This window comes from Acidovorax sp. GW821-FHT09A11, from assembly GCF_059418365.1.
On the sequence record NZ_JBWKPS010000009.1, the window covers coordinates 78,319 to 91,956 of the forward strand.

16 protein-coding genes are annotated in these 13,638 nt (G+C 66.7%); 6 read left to right on the forward strand and 10 right to left on the reverse strand.

Annotated features, from left to right (window positions below):
- Positions 1–86: 86 nt before the first annotated feature.
- From AC07PV_RS20290 to AC07PV_RS20305, 4 genes are all read right to left on the reverse strand, one after another.
- A complete protein-coding gene (locus AC07PV_RS20290) occupies positions 87–404 on the reverse strand; it encodes a BON domain-containing protein (RefSeq protein WP_218295908.1) in 318 nt (105 codons plus the stop codon).
- 195 nt (positions 405–599) lie between these two features.
- Positions 600–995 (reverse strand): hypothetical protein, encoded by a 396-nt coding sequence (locus tag AC07PV_RS20295; protein ID WP_218295909.1) that lies wholly within the window; start codon positions 993–995, stop codon positions 600–602.
- A 55-nt stretch (positions 996–1,050) separates the two neighbouring features.
- Positions 1,051–1,215 carry a DUF1328 domain-containing protein gene (locus AC07PV_RS20300; protein ID WP_010463174.1) on the reverse strand — a complete coding sequence of 55 codons (165 nt, stop codon included), beginning with the start codon at positions 1,213–1,215 and terminating at the stop codon, positions 1,051–1,053.
- Positions 1,216–1,584: 369 nt separating this feature from the next.
- Positions 1,585–2,988, reverse strand: coding sequence for a sensor histidine kinase (locus AC07PV_RS20305; RefSeq protein ID WP_218295910.1), 1,404 nt, complete (start codon positions 2,986–2,988; stop codon positions 1,585–1,587).
- A gap of 128 nt (positions 2,989–3,116) precedes the next feature.
- On the opposite strand from AC07PV_RS20305, the gene AC07PV_RS20310 reads away from it, so the two are divergent.
- Entirely contained in the window at positions 3,117–3,749 is a 633-nt protein-coding gene (locus AC07PV_RS20310; RefSeq protein ID WP_100409415.1) for a response regulator, read from the forward strand.
- A 103-nt stretch (positions 3,750–3,852) separates the two neighbouring features.
- Here the strand turns inward: AC07PV_RS20310 and AC07PV_RS20315 are convergent, their stop codons facing one another.
- From AC07PV_RS20315 to gpmA, 4 genes are all read right to left on the reverse strand, one after another.
- A complete protein-coding gene (locus tag AC07PV_RS20315) occupies positions 3,853–4,275 on the reverse strand; it encodes a response regulator (protein WP_218295911.1) in 423 nt (140 codons plus the stop codon).
- A 114-nt stretch (positions 4,276–4,389) separates the two neighbouring features.
- Positions 4,390–5,139, reverse strand: a complete 750-nt coding sequence (locus tag AC07PV_RS20320) for a HesA/MoeB/ThiF family protein (RefSeq protein ID WP_218339556.1) — start codon at positions 5,137–5,139, stop codon at positions 4,390–4,392.
- A gap of 119 nt (positions 5,140–5,258) precedes the next feature.
- Entirely contained in the window at positions 5,259–6,695 is a 1,437-nt protein-coding gene (locus AC07PV_RS20325) for a S41 family peptidase (protein ID WP_218295913.1), read from the reverse strand.
- A 122-nt stretch (positions 6,696–6,817) separates the two neighbouring features.
- The gene (gpmA, locus tag AC07PV_RS20330; RefSeq protein ID WP_218295914.1) at positions 6,818–7,561 is read right to left on the reverse strand and encodes a 2,3-diphosphoglycerate-dependent phosphoglycerate mutase; all 744 of its coding nucleotides are present in this window, start codon (positions 7,559–7,561) and stop codon (positions 6,818–6,820) included.
- Positions 7,562–7,648: 87 nt separating this feature from the next.
- On the opposite strand from gpmA, the gene AC07PV_RS20335 reads away from it, so the two are divergent.
- The 4 genes from AC07PV_RS20335 to AC07PV_RS20350 all read left to right on the forward strand — a co-directional run bounded on the left by AC07PV_RS20335 (position 7,649) and on the right by AC07PV_RS20350 (position 10,191).
- Entirely contained in the window at positions 7,649–8,056 is a 408-nt protein-coding gene (locus AC07PV_RS20335) for a rhodanese-like domain-containing protein (protein WP_218339557.1), read from the forward strand.
- A gap of 77 nt (positions 8,057–8,133) precedes the next feature.
- Positions 8,134–8,394: a glutaredoxin 3 gene (gene grxC, locus AC07PV_RS20340; protein WP_218295916.1), complete on the forward strand. Its 261-nt coding sequence runs from the start codon at positions 8,134–8,136 to the stop codon at positions 8,392–8,394.
- A gap of 108 nt (positions 8,395–8,502) precedes the next feature.
- Entirely contained in the window at positions 8,503–8,961 is a 459-nt protein-coding gene (gene secB, locus AC07PV_RS20345; RefSeq protein WP_218295917.1) for a protein-export chaperone SecB, read from the forward strand.
- Between the two features lie 213 nt (positions 8,962–9,174).
- Positions 9,175–10,191 carry an NAD(P)H-dependent glycerol-3-phosphate dehydrogenase gene (locus AC07PV_RS20350; RefSeq protein ID WP_492244454.1) on the forward strand — a complete coding sequence of 339 codons (1,017 nt, stop codon included), beginning with the start codon at positions 9,175–9,177 and terminating at the stop codon, positions 10,189–10,191.
- 417 nt (positions 10,192–10,608) lie between these two features.
- Here AC07PV_RS20350 and lysA read toward each other — a convergent pair whose 3' ends face one another.
- Positions 10,609–11,853 carry a diaminopimelate decarboxylase gene (gene lysA / locus AC07PV_RS20355; protein ID WP_492253774.1) on the reverse strand — a complete coding sequence of 415 codons (1,245 nt, stop codon included), beginning with the start codon at positions 11,851–11,853 and terminating at the stop codon, positions 10,609–10,611.
- Between the two features lie 110 nt (positions 11,854–11,963).
- Here lysA and AC07PV_RS20360 point away from each other — a divergent pair, with 110 nt between their 5' ends.
- On the forward strand, positions 11,964–12,914 hold the full coding sequence (locus AC07PV_RS20360; protein ID WP_494631163.1) for a LysR family transcriptional regulator: 951 nt from the start codon (positions 11,964–11,966) through the stop codon (positions 12,912–12,914).
- Positions 12,915–13,004: 90 nt separating this feature from the next.
- On the opposite strand, the gene coaD is transcribed toward AC07PV_RS20360, so the two are convergent.
- Complete coding sequence (gene coaD, locus AC07PV_RS20365; RefSeq protein WP_218295921.1) at positions 13,005–13,505, reverse strand: pantetheine-phosphate adenylyltransferase; 501 nt, start codon at positions 13,503–13,505, stop codon at positions 13,005–13,007.
- Positions 13,506–13,638 lie beyond the last annotated feature (133 nt).

The window sequence follows — 13,638 nt, forward strand, 5'->3', positions numbered from 1 at the left end:
TCCAGGTCATTCCTGGAACCTGCTCCCTGGCCCCGCCGGCAGGTGGCGCGAGCCGCCTGCCCCGGTTCATGCCGTCCGTTCAACGATCAGGGGCGCACGACAATGCTGTTGCGCACTTCGCGCACATGCTTGGTGTTGCGCGCGATGGCCTCGGCCTGGTTCTTCTCGGTCTGCGACTTGGCAAAGCCCGACAGCTGTACCGTGCCGTTCAGCGTTTCCACGCTGATGGAGGTGGCGGAGACGGATTTGTCCTCCGCCATCTTGGCCTTCACGGCGGTGGTGATACCGGCATCATCGACATAGGAGCCCATGGTCTGCTGGTTGCGGGCCACCGAACAGCCGGTGGCCGTGACGATGGTGATGCCGGCGACTGCGGCAAAAGCGAGGGCACGTGCGTATTTCATGGTGTTGTCCTTCTAGAAGAATGGTTTGGGAACGCGGGTGCTGGAAAATTGCAATCTGCCGGTCTGTTGCACCCTCCGCGACCGGCGGACTGTACGGTTCGATATCTGGTGCCTGATGGATGATGCTGGCGGGGCGGCCGCGGTGGGGACAAAGTGTCACCCTTCAACGGCCGACCTGCAAGCCGGGCTGACAGGTCAGTATGCGGCGTGCCGGCGGCGCGACATCCACAGCACCAGCGTGGCCAGCGCGGCGCCCGAGGCGGCGGCGATCACCAGCGACTTGCCGGGCTGCTCGGCCACGTACTTGTTGGTGGCCTCCGCGGCCTGCTGCATCTGGCGGCGGGCCCGCGCGCTCGTTTCGGCGCAATAGTCGATGCTGCGTGCCGCGAGTTCCTGGGCGCGGGCCGCGAGATCGTCAATGACCGGGTCGGCCTGGCTGCGCAGGTTGCGCACGCCCTCTTCGGCTTTTTCCAGGGAGTTGTTGGCGGCATTGCGCGTGGACTGTACGGCGTCTTGCGCACTCTGCAGCACATCGTCGGCGATATGGCGGGCGCTGCTGGCAACTTTGTCGGTGGCGGTCTGGATACTCATTGGGGAACTCCTTGGATGGTGTATGCGGGGATGGCTGGTTTCACGGCAACGGGCATCAGCCCTTCTTGAGCAGCCCCAGGACAAAGGTCACGACAGCCATGATCACGAAGACAAAGAACAGAATCTTGGCGATGCCCACGGCCCCGGCAGCAATGCCGCCGAAGCCGAAAAGGGCTGCAATCAACGCGATCACCAGAAAAACAACTGCGTAATGCAACATTTCCTTCTCCTTTTGTAGGGGCCGGTGTGTGCCGGCGGGTCAGGGCACAAGAAATTCAGCGCCTGGGGTCCACTGTAGGAAGCCTGCCGCTTCAAAGATGCCGGTCCCTGGCGCGCGGGCCTGTCGGCGGTGCAGCGCGCCCGCTGTAGGACGAAGCCCTGCCGCCCGCGCACGGGTGACATGCAGCGCGCATCCCCCGCCTGGGCACGCCCGGGCAGCGGATGCAAAAAAGACGAAAAGAGCTAGAGGCCCCGAGAGGCGGGTACGTCGGCGGTACCGCGTGCGCGAGGCCAATCGGATGGAAGAAGGGCTGGAAGAAGGCTTGGCGAGGGCACCACGCCCCCGCGGATGCACCGCGCTGCGGAGGCGTCACACGTCCAGGGCGGGGGGCTTGGGCGCGTCAGCGGAGCGGTGCTGCAGCGGCAGCACCGCGGAGACCAGGGTGCCGCTGCCCGCGCGCGAGGTGATCGACAGCCGGCCGCCCGCGGACTCCACGCGGTGGCGCATGCCGGACAGGCCATGCGACGTGGGGCGCACCGTCGCCGGGTCGAAGCCGACGCCGTCGTCGCGCACCTGCACCGCCACATGGGTGGGATAGCCATGCACCGACACCAGGATCTTGCTGGCCTTCGCGTACTTTCCGATGTTGGTCAGGGCCTCCTGGACCATGCGATACACCGTGAGCTGCGAGGCATCGGGCAACTGCACCGCCTCCAGGCTGGTCTCCACCTCGATGCCGGCGCGCTCGGCATATTCGCGCGTGAGGATTTCAATGGCCGCGGTCAGCCCGAGGTTGGAGAGCGATGAAGGCCGCAGGTCCTCGATGATGCGCCGCTTGAGCGCGATGCCGCTGTTGAGCGTTTCGGTCAGGTGCTTGAGCCGCTCCGCCACCTCGGGCACGGTGGCATCGATCTTGGACTTGAGCCGCGCGACGTCCAGCTTGGCCGCCGTGAGCAGCGCGCCGAGTTCATCGTGCAGCTCGCGCGCGAGGTGCCCTCGCTCCTCTTCGCGCACCTGCTGCAGGTGGTTGGCCAGTTCGGAAAGCGTTGCGGTGCGGTCCCTCACGAGTCCCTCCAGGCGATCCCGCTCGCGCTCGAGCAGGGCCTGCTCGCGCAGGTTGACCACCTGCAGCGCCTGCGCCTGGCGCAGGTACATGTAGAACGCGAGCAGCCCGATGACGGTGACCGTGGCGATGCCGATGCGCGACAGCATGAGCGATTGCTCGATCTGCTCCTGGCCCTGCTTGACATGCCGGTCGCTGCGCGCGATCAGCTCCAGCGCATGCTTGCGGATCGCCTCCATGTGCTCCTTGCCCACGTCGGTGTGCAGGATGAATTTCCAGGCGTCCTCATTGCCCTGCCGGCGCAGGCGCAGGCTCAGCTCCATCTCCGCCAGCTTGCGGGAGATCTGCCGCGACAGCAGTGCGAACTCCTGCATGTCGTCGGGGGCATCCATGAACAGTTCGCGCAACCCGTCCAGATTGGTCTGCACGCTGGCCACGGCCTTGTCGTAGGGCTCCAGGTAGGTCTCGTTGCCGGTGAGCAGGTAGCCGCGCTGGCCTGTCTCCGCGTCCAGCATGCTCTGCAGCAGGGTATTGACGGCCTTGCGCGTGTTCTGGCCGTGCGTCATCTGCTCGACCGCATCCTGCGAACGCATGTGCCCCGTTTCATTGATCCCCACCAGCACCATGGCCGCCAGCAGCGCCATCGGCAGGCTCAACGCCATCTTGCGAACCTTGGGAAGCCAGATGCGGGTGTTTTCTTTGAGGCTCATACGCGGTATTCTGGATAATGTCTGAGGACCCGGCCGCCGCCACACCCCATCAGGGTGTGGCATGCCGAAGAACCTGTGCAACCAACAAACATCAGGCGCGGCACCACCGCCCTGCGAAAGAAAGATCGATGATCAAGATTGGCATTGTGGATGACCACGCGATTGTTCGTTCCGGGCTGCGGCAATTTCTGTCGGAGCACGTGGATCTGCGGGTGGAGGGCGAGGCCGCCAACGGCCGCGAAGCCATCGACCTCGTGCGCAACAAGGAAATCGACGTGCTGCTGATGGACCTGTCGATGCCCGGCCAGAGCGGGCTGGATGCGCTGGCCATGCTGCGCGCCAAGGCGCCGGACATGGGCATCCTGATCCTGAGCGGCTATCCCGAAGAACACTACGCGATCAACCTGATCCGCCAGGGCGCGAGCGGTTACCTGAACAAGGAATGCGAGCCCTCGGAAATCGTGGAAGCGATCCGCACCATCGCGCTGGGCCGGCGCTACCTCACGCCCGCCGTGGCCGAACTGCTGGCCCAGCAGCTCAACCGCAAGGACGACGCCCCGCCGCACGAGCAGCTGTCGGAGCGCGAGTTCCAGGTGTTCCTCAAGCTTGCCAAGGGCGAGACGGCGGGCGACATCGCCAAGGCCTTGTCGTTGAGCGTCAAGACGGTGAGCACCTACCGGACGCGTCTGATGGAAAAGATGAGCCTGTCCTCCAACAGCGATCTGACCTACTACGCGCTCAAGAACCGCCTGATTGACTGACATGGAACAGTGGCCTCAGTCCGGGGTCATGATTCGGGTCCGGCGGGGCATGGAGGTTCAGGTGTGAAGCCTGGACCCGGCGTGCAGCCCCGCCGCGGCGGGTTCACGCAGCTTGGCCAGATGCCGGCATGGGGGGGTTGGAGTCCAGGGGCACGGGGCCGCTGTGCTGGATGCAGTAGTCCACCAGCGCGTCGATTTCATTGGATTTGTCGAACACCGCGTCCACGCCCAGCTGCGCACAGCGCATGCGCACGTCGGGTGTCGCATAGTTGCTGAGCACCACCATCTTCTGGCCAGGCTTGCGGTCGCGGCAGGCCGCCAGCACCCCCAGGCCGCTGCCCTGGCGCAGGAACAGGTCCACGATGGCCAGGTCCCACTGCCCGCTGTTCGCGGCCAGCCAGCTCTTGCCTTCGTCTTCCGTCTCCGCCACTCCTACCGCCTCTACGGACGCCAACTCTTCGAGAGTACCAATCAGGTTCTCACGGATGGTCGCGTTGTCTTCAACGATATAGGTGCGGAGTTTCACGGAAGGGGTCCAGTTTCGCGACCGGTGCACAGTTGCGCTGATCGAGCCTCGAATTTAGATGCTGTGATGCCGTGATTCTGCCAGCCGCCACACGCGGCGGTTGTAGGAGGAATCCTACCGCGCAACACACACGGGGCAGCCGGGTGCGCGCCCTACATGCATGGTGCTCCACTCCATGGACCGGCCGTCCAGCATGAGCAGGCGGCCAGCCAGCGAAGTGCCGATGCCGGCCAGCAGCTTGAGCGCCTCCGCCGCCTGCATCGCCCCGACCACCCCCACCAGCGGAGCGAACACGCCCATGGTCGAACAGGCCACCTCCTCGAATTCGGCCTCCGGGGGGAAGATGCAGGCATAGCAGGGGGATTGCGCGGCACGTGGATCGACCACCGTGATCTGCCCGTCGAACCGGATCACCGCCCCCGCGACCAGCGGCTTGGCATGGGCGACGCACGCCGCGTTGATGGCGTGGCGCGTGGCGTAGTTGTCGCTGCAATCGAGCACCACGGTGGCTTCGCGCACGAGCGCATCCAGCACGCCGGCATCGGCCCGCGCCTGAAGCGCCGTGACCCGTACCCCGGGATTGATGGCAGCCATGGCGGCGGCCGCGGAGGCCACCTTGGGCTGCCCGACCCGCGCCGTGGTGTGGGCGATCTGCCGCTGCAGGTTGGTGAGGTCGACCACATCGTCGTCCACCAGCGTGATGTGCCCGACGCCAGCGGAGGCAAGGTACAGCGCGGCGGGCGAACCCAGGCCGCCCGCGCCGATGATGAGGGCATGCGCCGCCAGCACCCGCTCCTGCCCTTCGATGCCCATCTCATCGAGCAGGATGTGGCGCGAGTACCGCAGGAGCTGGTCGTCGGTCATGAAGGAATCTCAAGCAGAAAAGTGAACACAGCCAAGGGCAAAGTCAAAGGCACAAAAGGAAAAGCCGGATTCCGCTGGAATCCGGCTTGGAGCCGATCAGACCACGAGCGAAAGAAAGCTCAATTCTCTTTCTTTTCTTCCTTGCGTTCCGTCAAGGTCTTGCTGACCAGCACGGAGCGGCCCTTGAGCTGGTTCAGCGCCTGCACCAGCTGGAAGTCCTTGTCCGAACCGAATTCGGGCGCCTTGCGGTCGGAAGCAGGCTTCTTGGCCTCGTCCTCCATGCGCTTGCGCGCATCCTCGCGGGCCTTTTCACGGGCCTCGTCCTTCTTTTCCTCGCCCTGGCCGCTGCCCAGGTGCTTGTCGAGGTCGGCCTCGCGCATGCGCAGGGCCGCAAAGATGTTGCCCTCCTCGGACTCGTCGATCATCACGTCGGGCACGATGCCCTTGGCCTGGATCGATTTGCCGCTCGGCGTGTAGTAGCGTGCCGTGGTCAGCTTGATGCCGGTATCAGGCCCCAGGGGACGCACCGTCTGCACCGACCCCTTGCCGAACGTCTGGCTGCCCATGATGGTGGCGCGCTTGTGGTCCTGCAGCGCGCCGGCCACGATCTCGCTGGCGGATGCCGAGCCTTCGTTCACCAGCACCACCAGGGGCACGGACTTGAGGGCCGGGGGAAGGCGGCGCAGCGGGTCGCCGCCGCCACGGCGCTGGTAGTAGTCCGGCGATGCCTTGTAGGTCGCCTTGCTGTCCGCCAGCTGGCCGTTGGTCGTGACCACCGTGACGTTCTCCGGCAAAAACGCCGCCGAGACGGCCACGGCCGCGTCCAGCAGGCCACCGGGATCGTTGCGCAGGTCCAGCACCAGGCCCTTGAGGTTGGGGTCCTGCTTGTAGACCTCCTCCACCTTGCGCACGAAGTCATCGACCGTGCGCTCCTGGAACTGCGACAGGCGGATCCAGGCGTATCCGGGCTCCACCACCTTGCCCTTGACGGACTGGGTCTTGATCTCTTCGCGCGTGATCGTCACCGGGAACGAGCGGTTCTCGTCCTTGCGGAAGATGGTGAGCGTGACCTTGGTGTTGGGCTCGCCGCGCATGCGCTTGACGGCGTCGTTGAGCGACAGCCCCTTGACCGCCGTTTCGTCGATCTTGGTGATCAGGTCGTTGGTCTTGAGGCCGGCGCGAAACGCCGGGGACCCCTCGATGGGCGAGACGACCTTGATGAGCCCGTCTTCCTGGGTGATCTCGATGCCCACGCCCACGAAGCGGCCCGACGTGCCCTCGCGGAATTCCTTGAAGGACTTCTTGTCGAAATACTGGGAGTGCGGATCCAGGCTGGCGACCATGCCCGAGATGGCGTCGGTGATGAGCTTCTTGTCGTCCACCGGCTCGACATAGTCGGTCTTCACCAGGCCGAACACCGCCGACAGCTGCTGGATTTCCTCCAGGGGCAGTGGCGTCATGGCGCCGCGCGCCACCGTCTGCAGGGACACCGTGGTGAGCGCTCCGGCCACCACCCCCACCGACACCCATCCTGCAATTTTAAGTTTGTGGCCCATACAACACCTTTTACCGCTTCGAATCAATATACACCTTGGAAGGGCCGAACCCGCCGCGGTTCCGCACGGGCACTCACTTTGGCAGGAGAAGATGGCGGGTTTTCCCCGTCTTTACGCGAGCTTTACGCCTTGCCCTGCGATGCCACGGCGGCCGCGGCCCTGGCGGCCGCTTCCGCGTCACCCAGATAGTAGTGGCGGATGGGTTTCAGGTCGGCGTCGAGTTCATATACCAGTGGAATCCCGTTGGGAATGTTCAGGCCGACGATGTCGGACTCGGAGATGCCGTCGAGGTACTTGACGAGCGCCCGGATGGAGTTGCCGTGCGCGGCCAGCACCACGCGCTTGCCCGAGCGGATGGCCGGCGCCATCGCGTCGTTCCAGAAGGGCAGCACGCGCGCCACGGTGTCCTTGAGGCATTCCGTCAGTGGCACGCTGCCCTCGGCCAGCGCGGCGTAGCGGCGGTCGCCACGCTCGCTGCGGGGGTCCGTGGCCTCCAGGGCCGGCGGGGGCGTGTCGTAGCTGCGGCGCCAGACCAGCACCTGCTCGTCGCCATATTGCTTGGCCATGTCGGCCTTGTTCAGGCCCTGCAGGGCGCCGTAGTGGCGCTCGTTCAGGCGCCAGTCCTTGACGACCGGCAGCCAGGTGCAGTCCATCTCGTCCAGCGTGTACCAGAGGGTGTGGATGGCACGCTTGAGCACGCTGGTGAAGGCCAGATCGAACTCATAGCCCTCGGCCTTGAGCAGCTTGCCGGCGGACATGGCCTGGGAAACTCCCGTGGGCGTGAGGTCGACATCGGTCCAGCCGGTAAAGCGGTTTTCAAGGTTCCAGGTGGATTCGCCGTGGCGGATCAGGACGAGTTTGTACATGGTTTCCCCAGGAAAGGCGGGTCAAAGAAATGCGGGCCAAAACCCAGCATTCTAGAATTACGCCGTTCGCCAACCCAAGGAATCTTCGTGAAATTCATTATCGACAACTGGTATCTGATCTTTGTTGCACTGGCTTCGGGCGGCATGTTGCTGTGGCCGGTCCTCAAGAACGCCAGTGGCGGCTCGCTGACACCCGCGCGGGCCGTGCAGCTCATCAACCGCGAAAAAGCGGTGGTCATCGACGTCTGCGAGACCGAGGAATTCGCCGCCGGCCATGTGAACGGTGCCAGGAACGTGCCCCTGGGCCAGCTCGAAGAGCGCCTGCCCACGGTGGTCAAGAACAAGGCGCTGCCCGTGGTGCTGGTCTGCGCGAGCGGCGCCCGCGCCAACCGCGCGGTGGCCATTGCCAAGAAGCTGGGCTACGAGAACGCCCAGTCGCTCGCTGGTGGCCTGAAGGCCTGGCGCGAAGCCAGCCTGCCTGTGGAAAAAGCCTGATCCGCCCCCAGTTATTGGGTCCGCGATAGTCTTGCCACTGATTTTTAGCCCCACAGGAAGAAAGAGGAAGGTCCGCCATGCAACCCGTGAAGATGTACACCACCGCCGTCTGCCCCTACTGCATCCGGGCCAAGCAGATCCTCAAGTCCAAGGGCGTGGAGCAGATCGAGGAAATCCGCATCGACACCGACCCCGCCGCGCGCGTCCACATGATGGAGATCACCGGCCGCCGCACGGTGCCGCAGATCTACATCGGTGAAACCCATGTGGGCGGCCACGATGATCTGGTGGCGCTGGACAGCCGCGGCGAGCTCATGCCCTTGCTGGGCGCCGCCTGACCCCCACCGCGGGCGCTGCATAATGCAGCCCCATGTGCCCGCTGCGGGAGCTTTTCCCGGGCGGGTTTTGTTTTGCTAGAAATTCCGTTAGAGCAAAGAGACTTCACCATGGCCGACCAAGAAAATCCCGTGTTCCAGATCCAGCGCGTCTACCTCAAGGACATGTCGCTCGAGCAGCCCAATTCCCCCGGCATCCTGCTGGAGCAAGAGCAGCCGAACGTCGACATCCAGCTGGGCGTGGAAGCCACGCCCGTGGCCGAAGGCATCTTCGAAGTGGCCGTGACCGCCACCGTGCAGACCAAGATCAAGGACAAGACCGTGTTCCTGGTCGAAGCCAAGCAGGCCGGCATCTTCGAGATCCGCAACGTGCCGGAAGACCAGATGGGCCCGATCATGGGCATCGCCTGCCCGCAGATCGTGTACCCCTACCTGCGCGGCAACGTGGCCGACCTGATCAACCGCGCCGGCTTCCCGCCCGTGCACCTGGCCGAAATCAACTTCCAGGCCATGTACGAGCAGCAGCAAGCCCAGGCCGCCGGCCAGGCTTCGCCCATCATCACGCAATAAGAAGAGCCCCCTGAGGCGCTTCGCGCCTTCCCCCTTTCTCGTCGCGCTGCGCGCTCGGGAGGGGGACGCGGCCAACGGCCTGGCAAAGCCAGTTCCGCGGCTACCCCGCCTGGGCCGCGCCGCTGGCAGGGGCCGCGGGCGAGGCGTAGCGCGGAGATCATCGAATCAAAGACTTTTTGGCCTCCAGCGCCTGATGAATAAGCGCAAGCAGCTATGAAAATCATAGTATTGGGTGCCGGTGCCTGGGGTTCCGCCCTCGCCATGAGCGCGGCCCAGCACCCTGCCGGCCATGCGGTCACGCTCTGGGCGCGCGACGCGGGCCAGGCAGACGCCATGCGCGCGGCGCGCCAGAACGCGCGCTATCTGCCGGGCATCGACTTTCCCCCTTCTCTCTCCATCGCCGACGGCCACTTTGGCGCATTGCTGCCGGATGCCGACCTCGTCATCGTGGCCACGCCCATGGCGGCGCTGCGCGGCATGCTGCAGGCGCTGCGGGGATGCACGGCGCCCGTGGCCTGGCTGTGCAAGGGCTTCGAGGCGATGCCTCCCGGTGCCGGTTCGGCATCCTTTGGGCTGCTGGCACATGAAGTACAAGCGCAAGTAGCTCCTGATTTAATAGCAGGTGTATTCAGCGGTCCGAGCTTTGCGCAGGAAGTGGCGCTGGGCCAGCCCACCGCGCTGGTGGCGGCCAGCCCGCATGCGCGGGTGCGGGACGCGCTGGTCGGCGCGTTCCACAGCCCCAGCGTGCGGGTGTACGCCAACGAGGACATCGTGGGCGTGGAAGTGGGTGGCGCCGTGAAGAACGTGCTGGCCATCGCCACGGGCCTGTGCGACGGCCTGGCGCTCGGGCTCAACGCCCGTGCCGCCCTCATCACGCGCGGCCTGGCCGAAATGACCCGGCTGGGGCTGGCGCTCGGCGCGCGGCCCGACACCTTCATGGGCCTGTCGGGCCTGGGCGACTTGGTCCTGACCGCCACCGGCGACCTGTCGCGCAACCGCCGCGTGGGCATGCTGCTGGCGCAGGGCCGCACCCTGGCGCAGGCGGTGGAGTCGCTGGGCCACGTGGCGGAAGGCGTCTACAGCGCCCGCACCGTGGCGCAGCGGGCCGCCATGCTGGGGGTGGACATGCCCATCACCCGCGCCGCGGTGGCGCTGCTGGACGGCCAGATCCAGCCCGCGGACGCCGTGGCGGCGCTGATGGGCCGGGGGCCCGCGGCCGAACTGGTGTAGTCGAACGGCGCGCGGCAGGCGCCTGCCCGGCAAGGGCCGGCCGTACCGCCCCCAGCGCCGCACACCCTTATCGCAAAACAAAAGCCGCGTGCGCCCTGGGGCGCACGCGGCTTTTTACATGGATGGTGCAGAGGTCAGAACACGCCAAACAGCATGAGCAACAGAACAACCGACAGCGGGACGCCGAGCAGCCACAAGATGATAGGCATGGTGATCTCCTTGAAGGGATGAAGAAATGTGGATGGCTCTACCTTAGGGCCCCGCCTCCCCCCGCCCTGTGCGCCAGCGCTGCGCGTGGCCGTAGTCCCGTGCCTACCAGGTGTCGGCGCGGGCCGCGCCGCAAAGGCGCCGCCGTCTTTCATTCCCATCCTTCGCACCGCCGTCCCGGCCGCTGCGCGCGGCGGCCGCGCCAGCCTTCTACAGTCCCAGCTCCAGCGCCAGCAGCTCGTCCACCGTCTGGCGGCGGCGGATCAGGCGCGCCTGGCCGCCGTCCACCAGCACCTCCGCGATCAGCGGGCGCGTGTTGTAGTTGGAGGACATCGAGGCGCCATACGCGCCCGTGTCGTGGATCACCAGCAGGTCGCCGACCTGCGCGGCCGGCAGGTCGCGCGGCAGCACCACGCCGCCATCGCCCTGCGTGAACACGTCGCCCGATTCGCACAGCGGCCCGGCCACGACGGTGGGCTGGGCGGCGGCGGTGGTGCCATCGCGGCGCAGCAGCTCCATCGCGTGGAAGCTGCCGTACATCGAGGGGCGCATCAACTCATTGAACCCCGTATCGACCAGCACGAAGCGGTTGTTGCCCGCGTTCTTGGCGGCCCGCACCTCGCCCAGCAGCACGCCGGATTCGGCCACCAGGTAGCGGCCCGGTTCGATCTCCAGGCCCAGCTTGTGGCCCACCACCGCCTCGGCCTGCTGGCGCGCGGCGTCCCACAGGCCGTGGTAGTGCTGCGTGTCGACCACCGGGTCCCCGCTGCGGTAGGGAATGGACAGGCCGCCGCCGGCCGAGATGGCATGCAGGTCGTGCCCGGCCGCGTGGGTGGTGCGCACCAGACCCACCATGGCGCCGCAGACTTCCGCCAGGTGGCTGTAGTCCACGCCCGAGCCGATGTGCATGTGCAGGCCCACGAGCTGGAGGCCGTGCTGCGCGATGGCGGCCAGCGCCGCGGGCAGGTCGGTGTGCCAGATGCCGTGCTTGCTGTGCTCGCCGCCCGTGTTGGTCTTGTTGCTGTGGCCGTGGCCGAAGCCGGGGTTGATGCGCAGCCACACGCCATGGCCGGGCGAACGCGCGCCCAGCTGGTGCAGCATGTCGATGGAGCCCGCGTTGACCGGCACGCCGTGCTCCACCACGCAGTCGAGCGTGGCGGCGTCGAACAGGTCGGCGGTGAAGACGATCTCCGACGGCTCTCCGCCGGCCACATAGCCCGCCGCCAGCGCGCGCAGGATCTCGCCGCGCGAGACGGCGTCCACCTTCACGCCCTGCTCGCGCATGAGCTTCAGGATGTGGATGTTGGAACAGGCCTTCTGCGCGAAGCGGACGGTCTCGAAATTGGACACCTGCGCGATGCGCTGGCGGATGGTGGCCGCGTCGTACACCCACAGCGGGGTGCCGAACTGGTCGGCCAGGGCCCAGAGCTGGGCGGGGGAGAAAGGGTTGGACATGCGGATTCCCAAGGCAGGATGCGGTGTGAAGGCTGGATGATGCCTCCTTCCCGCCATTTGGTCGAATGCCTTGATTTACAGCATCCATTCATTCTGGATATGCTCTATCCATGACCGATGCCGCCATCTCCCCCCTGGCCCGCCGCATCACCCACCGGCACATCGAAGTGTTCCGCGCCGTGATGGCCGCGGGCAGCGCGACCGGCGCGGCCAGCCTGCTGCACAGTTCGCAGCCCACCGTGAGCCGCGAACTCGCGCGCCTGGAATCGCTGCTGGGCTATGCGCTGTTCGAGCGCATGCAAGGGCGGCTGCGGGCCAACGCGCGCGCGCTCGCGCTGTGGGACGAGGTGCAGCGCTCCTGGCAGGGCCTGGAGCGCGTGGTGGACCGCGCCGTGGCGCTGGGCCGCCCCGATGCCGTGCAGCTGTCGGTGCTGTGCCTGCCCGCGCTGGCGCACGCCCTGCTGCCGGGCGCGGCGGCGCGGCTGTTGCAGGCACACCCGCACGCGCGCCTGTCGGTCACGCCGCAGGAGTCCCCGCTGCTGGAGGAATGGATGAGCGCCCAGCGCTTTGACCTGGGCCTGTGCGAGCAGGCCGCCGCCCCGCCGGGCACGCGCGCCGAGGTGCTGCTGACCCTGGATGAAGTGGCCGTGGTGCCGGCGGACCACCTCCTGGCGCGCCGGCCCGTGCTGCATCTGGAGGATTTTGCGGACCAGCCCTTCGTGAGCCTGTCGGCCGACGACCCCTACCGCCGCCTCATCGACGCGCGTTTTGCGCAAGCCGCCGTGCCGCGCACCCTGCGCATGGAAACCCACAGCGCCGCCGCCGTGTGCGCGATGGTGGAACACGGCCTGGGACTGGCCATCGTCAACCCGCTGACCGCCCTGGCGGCGGCCGGCTCCGGCGGCCGGCTGGTGGTGCGGCGGCTGGCGTTTTCGATCCCGTTCAGCGTGGCGTGCGTGCTGCCGCTGTACCGCCCGCCCCTGCCCGAGGTGGCGCCCATGCTGGAGGCGCTCCAGGCCGAGGCGGTGGATGTGGCCCGCCAGTTCCGGGCGCTGCCATGAACGGGCGGCGCAGCCAGAACATAGTGCTATTCAATCAATAGCACTCAGCGCTTGTCCATCAAGCACCAGGGCCCGAATGGCCCAGATCGATCACGGTGGCGTGAGGGTGCGCACCTTCTCGGCCAGCCGCTCCTGCACCGAGGGCGACACGAACTTGTGCACTTCGCCACCCAGCACGGCGATCTCGCGCACGAAGGTGCTGCTGATGAACTGGTACTTGTCGCTGGGGGTGAGGAACACGGTTTCCACCTGCGGCATCAGGCTGCGGTTCATGCCCGCGAGCTGGAACTCGTAGTCGAAGTCGGTCACGGCGCGCAGGCCGCGCACCATGGCCTTGCCGCCGCGCTCCACCACGAAGTCGCGCAGCAGGCCCGAGAAGGCCTCGACCTGCACCTGGGGGTAGCCCTTGACCGCCTCGCGGACCATGTCGATCCGCTCTTCCAGGGTGAACAGGGTCTTCTTGTGGTGGCCCGCCGCCACGGCCACGATCACGCGTTCGAACAACTGGGTGGCCCTGCGTACCACGTCTTCATGGCCCAGCGTGATGGGGTCGAAGGTTCCGGGGTATACGGCGAGCACGTTCTGGGCCATGGCTGGTTGTCTCCTGTCTGGCGGAAGGGTCGTTGGCCCCACCTGGCGGGCCGCGTGGGCGCATTATGCAGTGCACTGCAACATGGACGTTCGCGCCCCTGTCCCCGGCGGGCGTGGCGGCGCCCCGGCGGCG